Below are 18,375 nucleotides of genomic sequence, written 5' to 3' on the forward strand. Positions count from 1 at the left end.
TTTGCGCACCTTGGCACCGACCATGAGACGTCGTGTGTGCCGAACGCCGTTTCCGGCAGCCCGGAAACCGACGGTACAACATGAAAAGAATGCTGATTAACGCGACTCAACCCGAAGAGTTGCGTGTAGCCCTGGTGGACGGCCAACGTCTCTACGACCTGGACATCGAGTCCGGCGCACGTGAGCAGAAAAAGGCCAACATCTACAAAGGCAAGATCACCCGCATCGAACCCAGCCTCGAAGCCGCCTTCGTCGACTTCGGTTCCGAACGTCACGGCTTTCTGCCGCTGAAAGAAATCTCCCGCGAATACTTCAAGAAAACCCCCGAAGGGCGGGTCAATATCAAGGAAGTGCTGAGCGAAGGCCAGGAAGTCATCGTCCAGGTCGAGAAGGAAGAGCGCGGCAACAAGGGCGCCGCCCTCACCACCTTCATCAGCCTGGCCGGCCGCTACCTGGTGCTGATGCCGAACAACCCGCGCGCCGGTGGCATCTCTCGCCGTATCGAAGGCGAAGAACGCAACGAACTGCGTGAAGCCCTGAACGGCCTGACCGTGCCAGGCGACATGGGCCTGATCGTGCGCACTGCCGGCCTGGGCCGCAGCAGCGAAGAAATGCAGTGGGACCTCGACTACCTGCTGCAACTGTGGACCGCCATCAAGGAAGCGTCCCAGGACCGCGCCGCGCCCTTCCTGATCTACCAGGAAAGCAACGTCATCATCCGTGCCATCCGCGACTACCTGCGCCAGGACATCGGCGAAGTGCTGATCGACAGCATCGATGCCCAGGAAGAAGCCCTGACCTTCATCCGCCAGGTGATGCCGCAGTACGCCAGCAAGGTCAAGCTGTACGAAGACAGCGTGCCGCTGTTTAACCGCTTCCAGATCGAAAGCCAGATCGAAACCGCCTTCCAGCGCGTGGTCGACCTGCCCTCCGGCGGCTCGATCGTGATCGACCCGACCGAAGCCCTGGTGTCCATCGACATCAACTCGGCGCGGGCCACCAAAGGCAGCGACATCGAAGAAACCGCCCTGCAGACCAACCTGGAAGCGGCCGAGGAAATCGCCCGCCAGCTGCGCCTGCGCGACATCGGCGGCCTGATCGTCATCGACTTCATCGACATGACCCCGGCAAAAAACCAGCGCGCCGTTGAAGAACGTGTTCGCGAGTGCCTGGAAGCCGACCGCGCCCGCGTTCAGGTCGGCCGCATCTCGCGCTTCGGCCTGCTGGAAATGTCCCGTCAGCGCCTGCGTCCGTCGCTGGGCGAAAGCAGCGGCATCGTTTGCCCACGCTGCTCCGGCACCGGCATCATCCGTGACGTCGAATCGCTGTCGCTGGCCATCCTGCGCCTGATCGAAGAAGAAGCCCTGAAGGACCGCACCGCCGAAGTTCGCGCCCAGGTGCCGATCCCGGTGGCTGCCTTCCTGCTCAACGAGAAGCGCAACTCGATCACCAAGATCGAACTGCGCACCCGTGCGCGCATCATCATCCTGCCGAACGATCACCTGGAAACCCCGCACTTCGAAGTCCAGCGCCTGCGCGACGACAACCCGGAAGTGCTGAACAACCAGTCCAGCTACGAGATCGCCGCCGCCGAAACCGAAGAAGCGCCGCAGCCGACCGCCACCCGCACCCTGGTTCGCCAGGAAGCCGCGGTCAAGACCGCACCGGCCCGCGCCAACGCGCCAGTACCGGCCACTGCCGAAGAGCCACAGCCTGCCGCACCGGTCGCCCCTGCCCCGGTCGCTCCGGAGCCAAGCCTGTTCAAGGGCCTGGTGAAGTCGCTGGTAAGCCTGTTCGCCGGCAAGGAAGAGCCTGCCGCAGCGCCAGTTGTCACTGCCGCCGAGAAACCGGCCGCCGAGCGCAGCCCACGCAACGAAGAACGCCGCAACGGCCGCCAGCAGAGCCGCAACCGCAACGGCCGCCGCGACGAAGAACGCAAACCGCGTGAAGAGCGTGCCGAGCGCGCACCGCGTGAAGAACGTGCTCCACGTGAGGAACGTGCGCCGCGCGAAGAGCGTGCGCCACGTGAGGAACGCGCCCCACGCGAAGAGCGCGCACCGCGTGAAGAACGCGCACCGCGCCAGCCACGCGAAGACCGCCGCGGCAACCGTGGCGAAGAGCGCGTGCGCGAACTGCGTGAGCCACTGGACGCTACCCCTGCCGAGCGTGAGGAACGCCAGCCGCGTGAAGAACGTGTCGCACGTGAAGAACGCGCTCCACGCGAAGAACGTACCCCGCGTGAAGAGCGCGCACCGCGCGAAGAACGTGCTCCGCGTGAAGAGCGCGCACCTCGTGAAGAACGTGCCCCGCGTGAGGAACGTGCTCCGCGCGAAGAACGTGCTCCGCGTGAAGAGCGCGCACCTCGCGAAGAACGTGCTCCTCGTGAAGAGCGTGCCCCACGCCCACCACGCGAAGAACGTCAGCCACGCGTAGCCGAGGAAGCCGCTGAGCAGGCAGCCGAACTGGCCGAAGAACAACTGCCGAACGAAGAGTTGCTGCAGGACGAGCAGGAAGGCACCGATGGCGAGCGCCCACGCCGCCGTTCTCGTGGCCAGCGTCGCCGCAGCAACCGTCGTGAGCGTCAGCGCAATGCCAACGGCGAGCTGATCGATGGCAGCGAGGAAGAAGGCAGCGAAGAGCAGCCACAACCGCACCAGGCCACCGAACTGGGTGCCGAACTGGCCGCTGGCCTGGCCGTGACTGCCGCTGTCGCCAGCAGCAACATCAGTGCCGACGCCGAAGCCCAGGCCAACCAGCAGGCCGAGCTTGCCACCGCGGAAGTCGCCGCTGTCGAAACCGACAACAGCGAAGTCGCCCAGCCGGTCGAGCAGGCTGAGAAGGCCGAGCAGGTCGAAGCTGCCGCCAAGGCTGAAGAAGTAGCCGTGGCCCCAGTCGTCGAGCAGCCGGTCAGCGAGCCTGTAGCCGTGGTCGAGGCAACTGCCGAGCCCGTGGTCGAAGTCGCCCCGCAGCCAGTGGTCGATGAAGCACCTGCCGCCGAACCGGTAGTGGTTGCCGAGGCACCGGTAGAAGCGCCTGCCGTGGAGGCTGGTGAAATCGAGCAGGCCCCGGCCGAGATCGAAACCGCTCCGGTTGCCGAGCAACCTGCCCCGGTTGTCGAAGCCCAACCAGAAGTGGTGGCCGAGCCAGCCCCAGTGGCCGTCGAGCCTGCACCGGTCGAAGCCCCTGCGGCGGTGGAACCTGCCACTGTCATGCTGGCCAACGGCCGTGCGCCGAACGACCCGCGTGAAGTGCGTCGCCGCAAGCGTGAGGCCGAGGCTGCCGCCAAAGCCGCGCAGGAAGCTGCTGCAGCCGCCGAGGAACCAGCCCTGGAAGCCACCGATGAGCAAAAGCCTCATCACGGTTGATAGCCAAGGCTGAATGAAAAAGCCCCGCCAGTGCGAACTGGCGGGGCTTTTTCTTGGTTGCTGTGAAATATTGGCAGCGCTGTTGCTCTTGTGGGAGCGGGCGTGCCCGCGAACACCGGCGCAGCCGGTGCCAGCTACCGCGTTGGGTTCTTCGCGGGCACGCCCGCTCCCACAGGTACCGCATGAGCCTGATACCTGCGTACAGGCAATGAATCAGTAGAGGTTAGGCTCCATCTCCAGTGCCACCCCGAACCGCTCCAGGATGTCGGCCTGGATCCGTCGCGCCAGCGCATGCATCTGCGCCCCGCTCGCCTGGCCGTAATTGACCAGCACCAACGACTGCAAACGATGCACCCCGGCATCCCCTTCGCGATGGCCCTTCCAGCCTGCCTGCTCGATCAACCAGCCTGCCGCCAGCTTCACCTGGCCGTCGGCCTGCGGATAAGCCACCACCCCCGGGTGCTGCGCACGGATACGCTCGACCTGCTCCGCCGAGACCACGGGGTTCTTGAAGAAACTCCCGGCGTTACCCAGCTCTGCCGGGTCTGGCAGCTTCTCGCGACGAATGCTGCAGATTGCCTCGCTGATCGCCTGCGCAGTCGGCTCGGTCACGCCCTGCTCTGCCAGGCGCTGGCGCACCGGGCCATAGTCCAGGCGGGCCTGCAGCGTGCGGCTCAAGGCAAAGCGCACACGCAGGATCAACCAGCGCCTGGGGTTGCGCTTGAACAGGCTGTCGCGATACCCGAAGGCACATTCCGCCAGGCCAAAGTCATGCAACTCGCCGGTCTCGCGGTCCAGGGCGGTCAGGCCGACGAACACGTCCTTGATTTCCACGCCATAGGCGCCCACGTTCTGCATTGGCGCGGCGCCCACGGTCCCGGGGATCAGGCTGAGGTTCTCCAGGCCGCAATATCCCTGCGCCAGTGTCCACTGCACAAACGGGTGCCATGGCTCGCCGGCCTCGCCCTCGACCACGATACGTTCGCCATCGTCGCTGAGCACGCGCCGCCCACGGCTGGCCATATGCAGCACCAGCGCATCGATATCGCGGGTCAGCAGCAGGTTGCTGCCACCGCCGATCACTAGCACCGGTAAGCCGCCTTGCTGCGCCTGGGCCAGCGCCTGGCGCACCTCCTGGTCATCGTGTGCCTGGGTGAAATACCGCGCCTTCACGTCGATGCCAAAGGTGTTGTAAGGCTTGAGCGATACCTGCTCCTGCCACTGCACTGTCATAGCCGCCCCTTGATTTCCACCACCAGCGCCTGGCACGCTGCTTCAACCAGATCAAGCACCTGCTCGAAGCCGTCGGCGCCACCGTAGTACGGGTCTGGCACTTCATCCAGCGCTGCGCCATAGCGGCGCAGGAACAGGTCGAGCTCCGCCACTGCCGTGTTCGGGCGCATCGCTCGCAAGTGGCCAAGGTTGCTCTCGTCCATGGCCAGGATCAGGTCATATTCGGCAAAGTGCGCCGCCTTGACCTGCTGGGCGCGTTGCTGCGACAGGTCATAGCCACGCGCCAGCGCTGCCTTGCAGGTACGGCTGTCAGGCGCCTTGCCGACGTGCCAGTCGCCGGTGCCGGCCGAGGCCACATGTACCCGGTCGGCAAGCCCTGCAGCCTGCAATTGATGGCGCAGCACGCCTTCGGCGGTGGGCGAGCGACAGATATTGCCAAGGCAGACGAACAGAACGCGCATCAAGCCTCCAGCAAGCGCCGTACGCGCGCCAGGTCTTCAGGGGTGTCCACGCCCACGGCAGGCGCCTCGATGGCGTCTTCGACGTGGATGCGTACGCCATGCCACAGGGCACGCAGCTGCTCCAGCGCCTCGGTCTGCTCGAGCCAGCACGGGCCCCAGCTGACGAAGTCCTGCAGGAAGCCGACGCGGTAGGCGTACATGCCGATGTGGCGGCGATACGGCACGCCTTCGGGCAACACGTTGCGGTCCTTGGCAAATGCATCGCGGGCCCAGGGCAGCGGCGCACGGCTGAAGGTCAGGGCCAGGCCGTTCTTGTCGCTGACCACCTTGACCGCATTGGGGTTGAACAGGGTTTCCGGCGCATGGATCCGCTCTGCCAGGGTGGCGATGCCGGCTTCCGGATGCGACGCCAGGTTGGCGGCCACCTGGTCGATGATCACCGGCGGGATCAGCGGTTCATCCCCCTGCACGTTGACCACGATGGCGTCGGCCGGCAGCCCCAGGTGCGCGGCCACTTCGGCCAGGCGGTCGGTGCCTGATTCATGGTCGGCACGGGTCAGCAGCACTTCGCCGCCGAAGGCCTGGCAGGCCTCGACAATGCTGGCGTCGTCGGTGGCGATGACCACACGGCTGGCGCCGCTCTTGCGGGCCTGTTCCCACACATGCTGCACCATCGGCTTGCCGGCGATCGGCAGCAATGGTTTGCCTGGCAGGCGCGTGGAGCGCAGCCGGGCGGGGATTACCACGGTGAAATCCAGGCTCATTTGTCCAGGCGCTCATCGTCAGTCAGGGTGCGCGCTTCGCTTTCCAGCATGACCGGGATGCCGTCGCGGATCGGGTAGGCCAGGCCAGCGCCCTTGCTGATCAGCTCGGTCTTGTCGGCACTGAGCTTGAGCGGGCCCTTGGTGATCGGGCAGGCCAGGATATCGAGCAGTTTGGTGTCCATTGGAGGCTTCCTTTAGGCCAGGTGGCCGGGAATTGAAAAAGGGCTCAGGGCTTGCGCAGCAGCCGGTTCAGCTGGTTGTCGAACCAGGCGCTGAAGGCCGGCGTGGGCTGCGCCTCGACGGCCAGGTACCACCAGTCGTCAGCGGCGAAGGCCCGGCATTTCACCGCATCCTTTTCGGTCATGACCAGCGGCAGCGGCGGGCTGAAGGCCAGGCTCCGGGCGTTGAACTGTGCATGGTCGGCAAAAGGATGCGGCACCGGCTGCCAGTTTAGCCCCAGCAGGGTGTTGAAGAAACGTTGCGGGTTGCCGATACCGGCCACCGCATGCAGGCGCTGGCCAGCGGGGAAATGCTCAAGCGCTCGGCGCTCGCCACTGCGCAAATTGACCAGGGCGGACGGCTGCAGGCGGAAGCCGAAGCCATCGGCGCGGTCTGCGCTGGCGCCGTTGTACAGCACCGCGTCAGCCTCATGCAGGCGCTCGGCCGGCTCACGCAGTGGCCCCGCCGGCAGGCAGCGGCCATTGCCCAGGCCGCGGGCGGCATCGATCAGCACCAGCTCCAGGTCACGTGCCAGGCGGTAGTGCTGCATGCCGTCGTCGCACAGGATCAGGTCGAGGGGTTCGCTGGCCAGCAGTGCCTGCACGGCGCGGGAGCGGTCGGGGTCGATCATCAGCGGCACGCCAGTGCGCTGCACGATCAGCAGCGGTTCGTCGCCGGCCTGCCCGGCAGCCTGGTCGGCCTGCACGCGCCAGGGTAGCTGCGGCGGCTTGGCGCCATAGCCACGGCTGACCACGCCCACCTTCAGCCCCTGCTGGCGGCAATGCTCGATCAGCCAGAGGATCATCGGCGTCTTGCCGGTACCACCCACGGTGATGTTACCCACCACGATGATTGGCACCGGGGCCCGGTAGCTGGCGCTTTCGCCACTGAGAAAACGCGCCCGCTTGCGCATGACCACGCGGCGGTACAACGCCTCCAGCGGGCGCAGCAGCGCCAGCGCCGGGTGCCCGGCGTACCAGGCGGCGAGCAAGCGGTCGGCGAAGGCCATCAAGGCGTGCCCTGGGCCGCCTCGACGGTGGTCATGCGCAACTGGCTGAAACCGAGCTTGCCGGCGGCATCCATTGCAGTGACCACAGCCTGGTGCGGGGTCTTGCCGTCGGCGCTGATGGCCAGCGGCAGCTTGTTGTCGCCGCCCGACTCACGCTCGATCGCTTCGCTCAGGGTGGCCAGGTCGCTCTTGGGCAGCAGGTGGTTGTTCACCGAGTACACACCTTCGGCGCTGATGGTAATCTCCACCAGCTTGCCCTGGTCGGCCGGCACCTGTTCGGCGCTGGCGGCCTCGGGTAGTTCCACACGCAGCTGGGTTTCGCGGGTGAAGGTGGTGGTAACCACAAAGAACAACAGCAGGACGAACACCACGTCGATCAGCGACGCCAGGTTGATGTCGACGTTCTCCCGCTGGCGATTGCGCCGGAACTTCACGCCTTGCCTCCGGCCACTTCCACTTCACGGTCGCCCTGCAGCACTTCCACCAGCTTGATTGCTTCCTGCTCCATGCCCACCACCAGCTCATCGATGCGGCGCAGCAGGAAACGGTGGAAGAACACCGCCGGAATACCGACCATCAGGCCGGCCGCCGTGGTAACCAGGGCCTTGGAGATACCACCGGCCAGCACTGCGGCGTTGGCGGTCATCTGCGAGCCCATGAAGGCGCTGAAGATGTCGATCATGCCCAGCACGGTACCCAGCAGGCCCAGCAGCGGGGCCATGGCGGCGATGGTGCCAAGGGTACTGATATAGCGCTCCAGCTCGTGGATGACGCGCGAGGCGGCCTCCTCGATGCATTCCTTCATGATTTCGCGGCCATGGCGCGAATTGGCCAGGCCGGCAGCGAGGATCTCGCCCAGTGGCGAATCGGCGCGCAGGGCCTTGAGCTTGTCACTGGTCAGTTGCTTGTCCTTGATCCACATCCACACCTGGCCCAACAGGTGCGGCGGGGTCACGCGGCTGACGCGCAGGGTCCACAGGCGCTCGACAACGATAGCCATGGCAGCGATGGAACTCAGAATGATCGGCAGCATCATCCAACCACCGGACTTGACCAATTCCCACACAGTAAACGCCCCTTCGGAAAAAGGCCGCCACTCTACCATAGGCGCGCCGGGGGCTCATCTGCCGGAGGTCAGGGAATTGACCGGGCCAGTTTCCAGCTTGGGCTTTGGGGTGTCTGGGCTGGCCTCTTCGCGGGTATACCCGCTCCCAAAGGTATTGCGCCGCTCTGTGGGAGCGGGTTTACCCGCGAAAAGGCCAGCTCAGCCACCCGCGACATCACGCCAGAACCTCCTCTGTCGGCGCACACTCTCAACCTCCCCGCCCCCACCCAGCACCAACCGCAACGCCCCCTCGACCGCCGTATCATGCATCACCACCCCATGCCGCCGATAACGCTCCACAACCTGCAAATGCGGGTGCTCGAAGCTGTTGTAGCGCCCCCTCGAAATCAAAACCCCGCGCGGCGCCGTGGCGCGGATGAAGGCCTCGCTGGACGAGCTGCGGCTGCCATGGTGCGGCGCCTGCAACCAGTCGATACGCGGCGCCTCGGTGGCAGACAACCAGGCCCGCTCGGCACCGGCCTCTATGTCCCCCGCCAGCAACAATCGCTCACCCTGCGCCTCCACCAGCAACACACAAGAGCGGTCATTGCTGCTCTGTCCATCAGCCCAGCGCCACAGCGAAAAGCGCACGCCATCCCACACCCATTGCTCGCCACTGGCACAAGGTTGCAGTTGCACGTCATCCAGCACTTCGCCGCCGATCATCCGTTTGACCGGCAGACCACGCTGGATCGCTCCAGCGCCACCGGCATGGTCGGCATGGGCGTGGCTGATCAGCATCAGGTCCAGGCTGCTCACCCCCAGCTTGCGCAAGGTCGGCAACACCACCCGCTCGCCCAGGTCGCTCTCGCCCTTGACCGGCCCGGCGTCGTACAGCATGTTGTGATGGCGGGTGCGCAACAGCACCGCCAATCCTTGGCCGACGTCCAGCTGCCAGACCTCGACCTGGCCGAACGGCACCGTCTCCCGGGGTATCCACAGCGCCAGAAGCATTACTCCACCCAACCCACGCAGCGGCACGCCACGGGGCAGCAACAGCAGCAAAGCTCCCAGGCAGACCAGCAACCAGGCCCACAACGGCAAGGCTGGCGGTACCCAGGCCGGGCGCTGCTGCGCCACCAGCGCCAGCCCACGGAACAGCACGTCCAGCAGCCCACCCGCCAACCACAACAGCGCCTCACCTGCCCCGCCCAGCGGCAGCAGCAACGTGCCCAACAGCGCCAACGGCAGCACCGCCAGGCTGATCCAGGGCACCGCAACAAGGTTCGCCAGCGGCGCACTCAGGCTCACCGGCAGGCCGGTAGCCAGCAGCACCGGCAGCAAGCCGATGGCGATCACCCATTGCGCCCGCGTCCAGGCCTGCCAGGGCCGCCAGCCGCCCAGCCGGGCGCTGAAGCAATAGATGAGCGTGGCCACAGCGGCAAACGACAGCCAGAACCCGGGTAGCAGTGCCGCCAACGGTTCGACCAGCAATACGGCAACCAACGCCAGCAGCAACGGTAGAAAAGCCCCAAGATGGCGATAACGCAGGCGCCAGAGCAACACCACCGCCAGCATCAGGCAGGCCCGCTGCACCGGTACACCAGCACCGGCCAGCCAGCCATAAGCCAGCGCCGCCGCCATGGCCAGCCCACACGCCCATGGCAACCACGGTAGCCGCACGGGCCACACCCCCCAGCGCGCCAACCCGGCGACCAAGCCATACAACAAGCCGGCGACCAGGCCAATGTGCTGGCCAGAAATCACCAGCAGGTGCACCGTGCCGGTAGCCTGCAAGGTCTGCCAGTCCTCCCTGGCCAGGCCAGCCCCGTCGCCAAGCACCAGTGCCACCAGCGCTGCTTGCCGGTCATTGGCCTCGACAGCCAGCAGACGCTGGCGCAGCGTGTCGCGCCATCCACCGGCAACCGGCGCCAGCATCTGTCCGGCCTTGACCGTGCCGGCAGCGCCCACCCGTCGCGCCAGCAATTGCGCCTCACGATCCGGCCCATGCGGGTTGAGCAGCCCGGCCGGGCGCTGCAAGGTCACCGCCAGCCGCCACTGCTCGCCCGCCCGCAGTGGTGGCCCGTCAAACCAGCTCAGTTGCAGACGTTGCGGCAGTTCGGCCCGCCGCGAGCGGGCGCCTTCCAGCTCGAAACGCACACCCTGCGCCGTGCGAGTCGGCAGTCCAACCACCCGGCCTTCCAGCCACACCGTGCGGCCATCCAGCGCAGGGGCCAGGCGATCATCCAGCGCCTGCTGCGCAGACCAGCAAGCCCAACACAGGCCCAGCAGAAACCAACCCAGCGGCCACACCCGGGCGAACAGGCCACAAACAGCAACTACAGCCAGCAGAATCAGCCATCCGACCGATGGCAATGCGGGGAGAAAAACCAGGCACAACAGCCCGAGCGCGAGCGCAAACATCCTTGTGCGCATGAGGTAGAGCTCCAGAAGGCGAATTACCTTCTGAGGCATAGCCCAATTGCCGGCAGCGCTTGCTCAACAATTGTCACAAACTCTAAACGAGGCTGAGCGGGAATAAGGGCATACTGCCCGGATCAACGCTCCGGGAGCCTACATGCCGCGCCGAATGTTCAAACGCTACATGCCGGACCCGACCACTATTCGGGAACACAAGTCCTTACGCTTTTTCGGCAAGCTGCTGCACGACCCGAACCTCTGGCACCTGAACCGCCATTCGGTGGCGCGGGCCATGGGTGTGGGCCTGTTCGCGGCGTTGATCCCGATGCCGGCGCAGATGTTGCTGGCCGCCGCGCTGGCCATTCCGGTGCGCGGCAACCTGCCAATTGCGGTCAGCCTGGTATGGCTGACCAACCCACTGACCATGCCACCCGTGTTCTTCGTCACCTACATGACCGGCGCCTGGCTGATGCAAGTGCCGCCGCGTACCCTGCCCGACGAACTGACCTTCCAGTGGATCACCGACCAGCTGTCGACGCTGTGGCAACCCTTCCTGCTCGGCTCGGTGGTGTGCGGCGTGGTGCTGGGCCTTCTTGGCTACTTCGTCACCATGCTTTATTGGCGCTGGTGGGTGGGCCGGCAATGGCGTCGCCGCCAATGCCGGTGCAAGGCCTCAGGCGCGCATGCCGCGGCCACTGACCAGCAGCCGCACGCACACCAGGTAGAGCACCGCGGTGGCGACCAGCATGAAGGTGATCGCCGTGCCAATGCTGATATCCGACACCCCTAGGATGCCGTAGCGGAACGAGTTGACCATGTGCAGCACCGGGTTGGCCAGCGACACGGTCTGCCAGAACGGCGGCAGCAGGTTGATCGAGTAGAACACCCCGCCCAGGTAGGTCAGTGGCGTCAGGACGAAGGTCGGAATGATCGAAATGTCGTCGAAGTTGCGCGCGAACACCGCATTGACGAAGCCCAGCAACGAGAAGATGGTGGCGGTCAGCAGCACCACGGCCACGGTCACGCCCAGGTGGTGCACCTGCAAGTGGGTGAAGAACAGCGACAGGAAGGTCACGATCACGCCCACCGCCAGGCCCCGCAGCACGCCGCCCAGCACATAGCCGACGAGGATGGTGTGCGGCGATACCGGCGACACCATCAGTTCCTCGATCGAACGCTGGAACTTGCTGCCGAAGAAGCTCGATACCACGTTGCCGTAGGAGTTGGTGATCACCGACATCATGATCAGCCCCGGCACGATGTATTCCATGTAGGTGAAGCCACCCATGTCGCCGATCTGCCGGCCGATCAGGTTACCGAAAATGACGAAGTACAGGACCATGGTGATCGCCGGCGGCAGCAGGGTCTGCGGCCAGATGCGCAAGAAGCGCCGCACTTCGCGGTAGACGATGGTGTTCAGGGCGACCCAGTTGGTGCGCAGTTCCACACTCATACGGCCACCTTCGACAGGTTTTTTTCCACCAGGGACACGAACAGCTCCTCGAGTCGGTTGGTCTTGTTGCGCAGGCTCTGCACCTCGATGTTCTGCAGCGCCAGCTGGCCAAACAGCGCGGTGATGCCGATGTCCTTCTCCACCTGAACTTCCAGGGTGTGCGGGGTCAGCAGCCGGCACGGGTAGCCCTGCAACACCGGTGCAGCGGCCAGGTCCTGCTTGATATCGAGGACAAAGGTTTCGACATGCAGCTTGCCCAGCAGCTGGCGCATGCTGGTGTTCTCGACGATGGTGCCGTGGTCGATGATGCCGATGTTGCGGCACAGCTGCTCAGCCTCTTCCAGGTAGTGGGTGGTGAGGATGATGGTGATGCCTTTCTGGTTCAGCTCGGTGAGAAAGCTCCACATCGAGCGGCGCAGTTCGATGTCCACACCTGCGGTGGGTTCGTCGAGGATCAGCAGACGCGGCTCGTGGATCAGCGCGCGGGCAATCATCAAACGGCGCTTCATGCCGCCGGACAGCGAACGCGACTGCACATCACGCTTGTCCCACAGGCCCAGCTGGGTCAGGTACTGCTCGGCGCGTTCCTTGGCCAGCTTGGGTGGGATACCGTAGTAGCCGGCCTGGGTCACGACGATGTCGAAGGTTTTCTCGAACTGGTTGAAGTTGAATTCCTGCGGTACCACGCCCAGGCAACGTTTGAGTGCCGAAGGCTCGCGGTCCAGGTCATGACCGAACACGTTCACCGTGCCGCTGGTCTTGTTCACCAGGGTGGAGAGGATGCCGATAGTGGTGGACTTGCCGGCGCCGTTGGGGCCGAGCAAGGCGAAGAAGTCGCCTTCGGCAACATCGAGGTCGATGCCCTTGAGGGCCTGGAAGCCGTTGCCGTAGGTTTTGGTCAGCTGTCGGATGGACAGGGCAGAACTCATAGCGGGTCACTTACCGAAGAATAAGGTGCAGGACACGCCAGATAACGTCACTGGCGCAGTGAGTGCGGCCAATGGTGCAAGGCCCGGCCACACAAGTACAGTCATGTGTATTGATAGTGACTATCGAAACAGCCGTGGTGTTCGATCAGGTCAGCGCCGTCATCACTGCAGCCTGGTAGGCCGGGCGCGCCTTGAGGCGCTCGTACCAGGCTTCCAGGTGGTGCATGGCCGGGCGCTCGATGGGCATTTCGAACCAGGCATAGATGAAGCTACCCAGTGGGATGTCGCCCATGCCGATCTGGTCACCGGAAAGGTACGGTTGCCTGGCCAGGGTTTCGTCGGCGATGGCCAGCAACTGCGCGCACTGCTTGTGCGCAGCGTTGATCGCCACCCAGTCGCGCTGGTCTTCCGGGGTGCGCAGCAGGCCCCAGAACAGCGGGCGGAATGGCGCAGCGAAAGATGAGGTGGTCCAGTCCATCCACTTGTCGGCCAGGGCGCGCTGGCGTGGGTCTTCCTGGTACCAGCCCTGCTCTGCACCGTATTCGGCGCACAGGTAGCGGACGATGGTGTTGGATTCCCACAGGGTAAGTTCACCGTCTTCGAGCATTGGCACCAGGCCGTTAGGGTTGCGGGCGCGGTAGTGCGGCTCGTTGACCACTCCGAAGGCGCCGCCGGCGTCGATCGACTCGAAGTCCAGGCCCAGTTCGTGGGCGATCCACAGCGCCTTGCGCACATTGCTCGAATTCTTGCGGCCCCAGATCTTCAGCATGTCGACATCCCTGAATGAACACGAAGGGAGAGTCTACCCCTACAGCTTCCAGGTTGCAGCCGAAACCGCGCAGCTACAACCGGGCACCGCCTACCTGACAAATCTGCCAGTAGTGAGGGTGCTTTACATGTGTTGCACTTACCTCACTTATCTGCGCAGCGAGGCCTCACCATGGAAGAGGATACTCAGGTCCCCATACAACCCGATCACGACATGCGCGGCTGGCGCATTCACGTCATATTCGACGCGGCCACAATCAATACCGCGCGCGAGCGACTGATCGGATCGAAGCCACCCGTGCTTCACGAGACCATTCAGTACGAGCGGCTCAGGAGCACAAACAGAGAGCAGGTCATCTGCGACCTTGCGACGCCATTTGTGCAGTATCTTCAGGACCGTGTGCGCGTCACCTCACGCATGATGTTCTATATCAACTTCATCTGGTCCGCACCGACATTTGGTGGCAAGCCCAGGGCAAGCCTCGACCGGGTGGTTGCGTTTACCAAGAACGAACCACAGTTCCTCTACCAGGAATTCCCTCTGGATGGTTTTGTGGGCCACTGTGCAGGGCCTGGCGCAAAGTTGACGCTGAAAGTGGATAAAAAAAAATCCAGCTTCTATATACAGGCCACGGGTTCGGAGCAGCCTGACGTAGAACTGGCAGACATTTTTCGCCAACGTTTCGATGGGTTATCAGACGAGCAACGCATCATTCAGCCCTACAACGTTGAAGCCGCTGCACAAAGCAGCTGGCTGTTGTCCCAGTTGCGTTTCTACCTGCGCAAGCACCCGACTTCAGGCGCTCACGTTCTGTACATCGTGAACGGGAGCAGCGACAAAGGGAGCTTCCCCGCGCAAGACAGCACGCCTTGGGATAAATTGGCGGTCTACATGCCCTATGCCGAAATGCCAGACCCGATTTACTACAACGACTTCACCGACCTGGCGCACCTCTTGCTACCGCCATCCTATGTGCTGTGTGACAAAATTGACGTAATTGAAAACCATGTTCACAAAATGTCGTACAAGTTCCTGTACGCCAATGCGCAGCAGGCACAACCCCAGGCACCGCTGAGCTTCCATGCCGACCCACTGGTCGCAGCGGTCAGCGCCGGCAGCACTGCCCACAAGGTAGAGGTGAAGCCGCAAGGTACTGCTACTCCTCGCTGGGAACTGGATGGTGGCGGTCACGGCTCATTGAAACCCAATGGCTACACATGCGAATACTCAGCGCCAGCCAAACCGGAAGTTTGCCTGGCCGACAACAGCCTGACCCAAGAGCCAACAGCAACCAGAACATCATTTGAAGAGCCGGTGCGAATAGACCGGGTAATTACCGGTTTTGCCTTGGTACCCCTTATTTCAACCTTCGTGGTACTGAACACCGCCCCCAACTTTTTCTTCAAGACCGAACTGGTTCAGGGCCGATTGAAATTACGTTTCTGTTATATCGACTCTGAAACCGGGAAAGAAACAGAAGCACCGGCCAGCAAGACGGAATGGAAAGTACTGGCAGGGGACGGCAAAGTCGACCAGACCGGTATCTTTACACCCGGCCTGCTCAGCCGCTTCACCGTAATCCAGGCCGTGATGGACGACCCGATCAAATGGTACTGGGCCTACATCATCGTGCCCGTGCCGTTGATGACCGCCGAAACCTTCGTGGCCCACTGGAACAAGGGTTGACTGCCCGGGGCCGGGCACCTTGCAGCGAACTCCTCCAGCCACACCTTGTCACTGTTCAGGTCAAGCCTTTGCCAAGCCGCCGTCTAAGCTCTTGGCAAAGGTTTCGAACACCGGTTCCATGGAGGAAAGACTATGTGGCTGTTGTGGTTGGTGGGTTTGGTGATTGGCGCGGCGTACCTGACGCATCAACGCCTGGCACCTTTGCAGATACTGGGCATGATGGCGGCCTATGTGCTGCTGATGGGCATATTCAGCCATGTCCCCGGCTGGCTGCTGACGCTGATATGGGGGGTACTGGCGCTGAAAATCGCCCTGGTGGCGTTGCCTGACTGGCGGCGCAAGGTATTCACCGACCCAGTGTTCAACTGGTTCCTTCGCACCTTGCCACCCATGTCGCAAACCGAGCGCGAGGCAATCGATGCGGGCACGGTGTGGTGGGACGGTGAGTTGTTCAGCGGCCGGCCCGACTGGCGCACCTTGCTGGCCTACCCGGCAGCGAAGCTGACCGAAGAAGAGCAGGCATTCATCGACGGCCCTACCGAAGAGCTATGCGCCATGGTCAGCGACTGGCAGATCGGCCAGGACATGGACCTGCCGCCCGAAGCCTGGGCGCATATCAAGCAAAATGGTTTCTTTGCCCTGATCATTCCAAAGCAATATGGCGGCAAGGGCTTCTCTGCCTACGCCCATTCCCAGGTAGCGATGAAGCTGGCCACCCGGAGTGGCGACCTGGCCTCCACAGTGATGGTGCCAAACTCACTTGGGCCAGCCGAACTGTTGCTGCACTACGGCACCGATGAACAACGTGACCACTACTTGCCACGCCTGGCCCGCGGCGAGGAGATCCCTTGTTTCGCACTTACTGGCCCACTTGCTGGCTCGGATGCGGGTGCCATGCCCGACACCGGCGTGGTGTGCAAGGGTCAGTGGCAAGGCGAGGAAGTCATCGGTCTGCGCCTGAACTGGGAAAAGCGCTACATCACCCTGGGCCCGGTCGCTACCCTGCTGGGCCTGGCATTCAAGGCCTACGACCCGGACCAGCTGCTGGGCGAGCAGGAAGAACTGGGCATCAGCCTGGCGCTGATCCCCACCGACACCCCCGGCGTGGACATCGGCAAGCGCCACCTGCCGCTGGGTGCAGCCTTCATGAATGGCCCCAACAGCGGCAAGGACGTATTCGTCCCGCTGAGTTTCCTCATCGGCGGCCAGGCCATGCTCGGCAAGGGCTGGATGATGCTGATGAACTGCCTGTCGGTGGGCCGCTCCATCTCCCTGCCTGCCGTGGGCACCGGCGCCGCCAAGTACACCAGCCTGGTCACCGGCCAGTACGCCAATATCCGCGAACAGTTCAATGTGCCGCTGGCGGCCTTCGAAGGCATCCAGCAGTCACTGGCGCGCATCGGCGGCAATGCCTGGCTGATGGACAGTGCCCGCCTGCTGACGGCCAAGGCCGTCGACCTGGGCGAGAAGCCTTCGGTGCTGTCGGCGATCCTCAAGTACCACCTCACGGAGCGCGGCCGCGAGTGCATCCAGCACGCCATGGATGTGCATGGCGGCAAGGGCATCATCATGGGCCCGAACAACTATTTGGGGCGTAATTGGCAGGGGGCGCCAATCTTCATCACGGTGGAAGGTGCCAATATCCTTACGCGCAACCTGATGATCTTCGGCCAGGGCGCCATTCGCTGCCACCCGTTCGTGCTCAAGGAAATGGCCCTGGCCGGTCGCGAGGACCGCGACCAGGCGCTGCGCGAGTTCGACGATCTGCTGATGAAGCACATCATGTTCGCCGCCGGCAACGCGGCCAGCACATTGGTATTCAACCTCGGGCTGGGCCACCTGGAAAGCGTGCCGGGCGATGCCCTGAGCCAAGGCTACTTCCGCGCCCTCAACCGCCAGGTCGCCGCCTTCGCCCTGCTGGCTGACCTGTCGATGATGCTGCTGGGTGGTGCGCTCAAGCGCCGCGAGCGCCTCAGCGCAAGGCTGGGGGATGTGCTGAGCTACCTGTACCTGGCCAGTGCCGCGCTGAAGCGCTACCACGATCTGGGTTCACCAGAGCACATGCAGCCCTTGCTGCGCTGGGCGATGGAAGAAAGCCTGGGTGAGGCGGAAAAGGCCCTGGACCAACTGCTCGACAACTTCCCCAACCGCTTTGTCGGGTGCGTATTGCGGGTGCTGGTATTCCCCTTCGGCCGCCGCCATAGCGGGCCAAGCGACGAACTCGATGCCGAGGTGGCGGGGCTTATCGGCCGCTGCAAGGGTGACCCGGCACTGGAAGAGCTGCTTGCCGGTTGCTTCAGGCCACAGGCTGACGGTGACCCGGTGGCGGCACTGCAGCGGGCCTGCGACCTGCTGAACGAGGCAGCGCCGCTGCACAAGGCCCTGCACCAGGCGATCAAGGAGGGCAAGGTGCAGCCGGCCCCCGGGCAGTCGGCCATTGCTGCGGCAATCGAAAGCGGCGTATTGCAGCCTGATGAAGGGCAACGGCTGCATGCCGCGGAACAAGCGCGTCGGGCAGTGATCGATGTAGATGCCTTCGACAAGGAACAGTTACTGCCAGAACAAGGCAAGGTGCGCTGATCCGCTGATTGCCATGCGCGACTTGGTGCTGCAGCGCAGGCCAAGAGTGTTCAGGGGTTCTGATCCGAGATCGCCGGGGCCGCTTCGCGGCCCATCGCAGGCAAGCCAGCTCCCATAGAACTTCACATAACTTGCTGATTTAGCAGGGACCCTGTGGGAGCGGGCGTGCCCGCGAACACCGGCGCAGCCGGTGCCATGCATCGCGTTGGATTCTTCGCGGGCGCGCCCGCTCCCACAGGGTAAGCGGAGCGCCTGCCTACTCAGCTCTCTGCGCGACAGCGCAGCCCGAAGGGCTGGGTGATCTCCCACAGGTATCGCACAGGCCTGGCGCTGGTGCTATCCCTGTGGGAGCGGGCGAGCCCGCGAAGAGGCCGGCACGGTGTATGGCGTTCCCCAACCCGCCCCCAACCGGCGTATACTCCGCCCCTGTTCCAACCACCC

At 64.0% G+C, this 18,375-nt stretch carries 14 protein-coding genes and 1 pseudogene; 4 read left to right on the forward strand and 11 right to left on the reverse strand.

The features are described 5' to 3' along the window. Nucleotides 1–80 precede the first annotated feature (80 nt). The gene (rne, locus tag CAF70_RS13975) at nt 81–3,365 is read left to right on the forward strand and encodes a ribonuclease E (RefSeq protein WP_178076384.1); all 3,285 of its coding nucleotides are present in this window, start codon (nt 81–83) and stop codon (nt 3,363–3,365) included. Between the two features lie 213 nt (nt 3,366–3,578). On the opposite strand, the gene murB is transcribed toward rne, so the two are convergent. The 8 genes from murB to CAF70_RS14015 all read right to left on the reverse strand — a co-directional run bounded on the left by murB (nt 3,579) and on the right by CAF70_RS14015 (nt 10,532). Further along, nucleotides 3,579–4,598 (reverse strand): UDP-N-acetylmuramate dehydrogenase, encoded by a 1,020-nt coding sequence (gene murB, locus CAF70_RS13980; RefSeq protein WP_085625328.1) that lies wholly within the window; start codon nt 4,596–4,598, stop codon nt 3,579–3,581. Further along, nucleotides 4,595–5,059, reverse strand: coding sequence for a low molecular weight protein-tyrosine-phosphatase (locus tag CAF70_RS13985; protein WP_085625329.1), 465 nt, complete (start codon nt 5,057–5,059; stop codon nt 4,595–4,597). The genes murB and CAF70_RS13985 overlap by 4 nt, the downstream gene beginning before the upstream one ends. Next, nucleotides 5,059–5,823: a 3-deoxy-manno-octulosonate cytidylyltransferase gene (gene kdsB / locus CAF70_RS13990; RefSeq protein ID WP_085625330.1), complete on the reverse strand. Its 765-nt coding sequence runs from the start codon at nt 5,821–5,823 to the stop codon at nt 5,059–5,061. The genes CAF70_RS13985 and kdsB overlap by 1 nt, the downstream gene beginning before the upstream one ends. After that, nucleotides 5,820–6,005 carry a Trm112 family protein gene (locus CAF70_RS13995; protein WP_003247142.1) on the reverse strand — a complete coding sequence of 62 codons (186 nt, stop codon included), beginning with the start codon at nt 6,003–6,005 and terminating at the stop codon, nt 5,820–5,822. The genes kdsB and CAF70_RS13995 overlap by 4 nt, the downstream gene beginning before the upstream one ends. A 44-nt stretch (nt 6,006–6,049) precedes the next feature. Then, the gene (gene lpxK, locus CAF70_RS14000; RefSeq protein ID WP_085625331.1) at nt 6,050–7,051 is read right to left on the reverse strand and encodes a tetraacyldisaccharide 4'-kinase; all 1,002 of its coding nucleotides are present in this window, start codon (nt 7,049–7,051) and stop codon (nt 6,050–6,052) included. Next, a complete protein-coding gene (locus CAF70_RS14005) occupies nt 7,051–7,485 on the reverse strand; it encodes a biopolymer transporter ExbD (protein ID WP_085625332.1) in 435 nt (144 codons plus the stop codon). Before CAF70_RS14005 ends, lpxK begins: the two co-directional genes overlap by 1 nt. Beyond that, on the reverse strand, nt 7,482–8,117 hold the full coding sequence (locus CAF70_RS14010) for a MotA/TolQ/ExbB proton channel family protein (protein WP_085625333.1): 636 nt from the start codon (nt 8,115–8,117) through the stop codon (nt 7,482–7,484). The genes CAF70_RS14005 and CAF70_RS14010 overlap by 4 nt, the downstream gene beginning before the upstream one ends. A gap of 198 nt (nt 8,118–8,315) precedes the next feature. Next, the gene (locus tag CAF70_RS14015) at nt 8,316–10,532 is read right to left on the reverse strand and encodes a DNA internalization-related competence protein ComEC/Rec2 (protein WP_085625334.1); all 2,217 of its coding nucleotides are present in this window, start codon (nt 10,530–10,532) and stop codon (nt 8,316–8,318) included. Between the two features lie 142 nt (nt 10,533–10,674). Here CAF70_RS14015 and CAF70_RS14020 point away from each other — a divergent pair. Then, nucleotides 10,675–11,181: pseudogene (locus CAF70_RS14020) on the forward strand (DUF2062 domain-containing protein); the annotation flags it as partial. Between the two features lie 9 nt (nt 11,182–11,190). On the opposite strand, the gene CAF70_RS14025 reads toward CAF70_RS14020, so the two are convergent. The 3 genes from CAF70_RS14025 to CAF70_RS14035 form a co-directional block, all read right to left on the reverse strand. After that, a complete protein-coding gene (locus CAF70_RS14025) occupies nt 11,191–11,970 on the reverse strand; it encodes an ABC transporter permease (RefSeq protein ID WP_085625335.1) in 780 nt (259 codons plus the stop codon). Then, on the reverse strand, nt 11,967–12,899 hold the full coding sequence (locus CAF70_RS14030; RefSeq protein ID WP_085625336.1) for an ABC transporter ATP-binding protein: 933 nt from the start codon (nt 12,897–12,899) through the stop codon (nt 11,967–11,969). Before CAF70_RS14030 ends, CAF70_RS14025 begins: the two co-directional genes overlap by 4 nt. Before the next feature lie 145 nt (nt 12,900–13,044). Continuing rightward, nucleotides 13,045–13,668, reverse strand: coding sequence for a glutathione S-transferase (locus tag CAF70_RS14035; protein WP_085625337.1), 624 nt, complete (start codon nt 13,666–13,668; stop codon nt 13,045–13,047). 171 nt (nt 13,669–13,839) lie between these two features. On the opposite strand from CAF70_RS14035, the gene CAF70_RS14040 reads away from it, so the two are divergent. Together CAF70_RS14040 and CAF70_RS14045 are read left to right on the forward strand one after the other, a co-directional pair. Next, nucleotides 13,840–15,354, forward strand: a complete 1,515-nt coding sequence (locus tag CAF70_RS14040) for a hypothetical protein (RefSeq protein ID WP_143491602.1) — start codon at nt 13,840–13,842, stop codon at nt 15,352–15,354. Nucleotides 15,355–15,486: 132 nt separating this feature from the next. Then, a complete protein-coding gene (locus CAF70_RS14045) occupies nt 15,487–17,934 on the forward strand; it encodes an acyl-CoA dehydrogenase (protein ID WP_085625339.1) in 2,448 nt (815 codons plus the stop codon). The last annotated feature ends 441 nt before the right edge of the window (nt 17,935–18,375 follow it).

This window comes from Pseudomonas sp. B19(2017), assembly GCF_002113165.1.
In the GTDB taxonomy this organism is placed as follows: Bacteria; Pseudomonadota; Gammaproteobacteria; order Pseudomonadales; family Pseudomonadaceae; genus Aquipseudomonas.

Bases quoted from the DNA above. Each gene is read 5' to 3' on its own strand.
- rne (WP_178076384.1), top strand. From the start codon at position 81: ATGAAAAGAATGCTGATTAACGCGACTCAACCCGAAGAGTTGCGTGTA.
- murB (WP_085625328.1), bottom strand. From the start codon at position 4,598: ATGACAGTGCAGTGGCAGGAGCAGGTATCGCTCAAGCCTTACAACACC.
- CAF70_RS13985 (WP_085625329.1), bottom strand. From the start codon at position 5,059: ATGCGCGTTCTGTTCGTCTGCCTTGGCAATATCTGTCGCTCGCCCACC.
- kdsB (WP_085625330.1), bottom strand. From the start codon at position 5,823: ATGAGCCTGGATTTCACCGTGGTAATCCCCGCCCGGCTGCGCTCCACG.
- CAF70_RS13995 (WP_003247142.1), bottom strand. From the start codon at position 6,005: ATGGACACCAAACTGCTCGATATCCTGGCCTGCCCGATCACCAAGGGC.
- lpxK (WP_085625331.1), bottom strand. From the start codon at position 7,051: ATGGCCTTCGCCGACCGCTTGCTCGCCGCCTGGTACGCCGGGCACCCG.
- CAF70_RS14015 (WP_085625334.1), bottom strand. From the start codon at position 10,532: ATGCGCACAAGGATGTTTGCGCTCGCGCTCGGGCTGTTGTGCCTGGTT.
- CAF70_RS14025 (WP_085625335.1), bottom strand. From the start codon at position 11,970: ATGAGTGTGGAACTGCGCACCAACTGGGTCGCCCTGAACACCATCGTC.
- CAF70_RS14030 (WP_085625336.1), bottom strand. From the start codon at position 12,899: ATGAGTTCTGCCCTGTCCATCCGACAGCTGACCAAAACCTACGGCAAC.
- CAF70_RS14035 (WP_085625337.1), bottom strand. From the start codon at position 13,668: ATGCTGAAGATCTGGGGCCGCAAGAATTCGAGCAATGTGCGCAAGGCG.
- CAF70_RS14040 (WP_143491602.1), top strand. From the start codon at position 13,840: ATGGAAGAGGATACTCAGGTCCCCATACAACCCGATCACGACATGCGC.
- CAF70_RS14045 (WP_085625339.1), top strand. From the start codon at position 15,487: ATGTGGCTGTTGTGGTTGGTGGGTTTGGTGATTGGCGCGGCGTACCTG.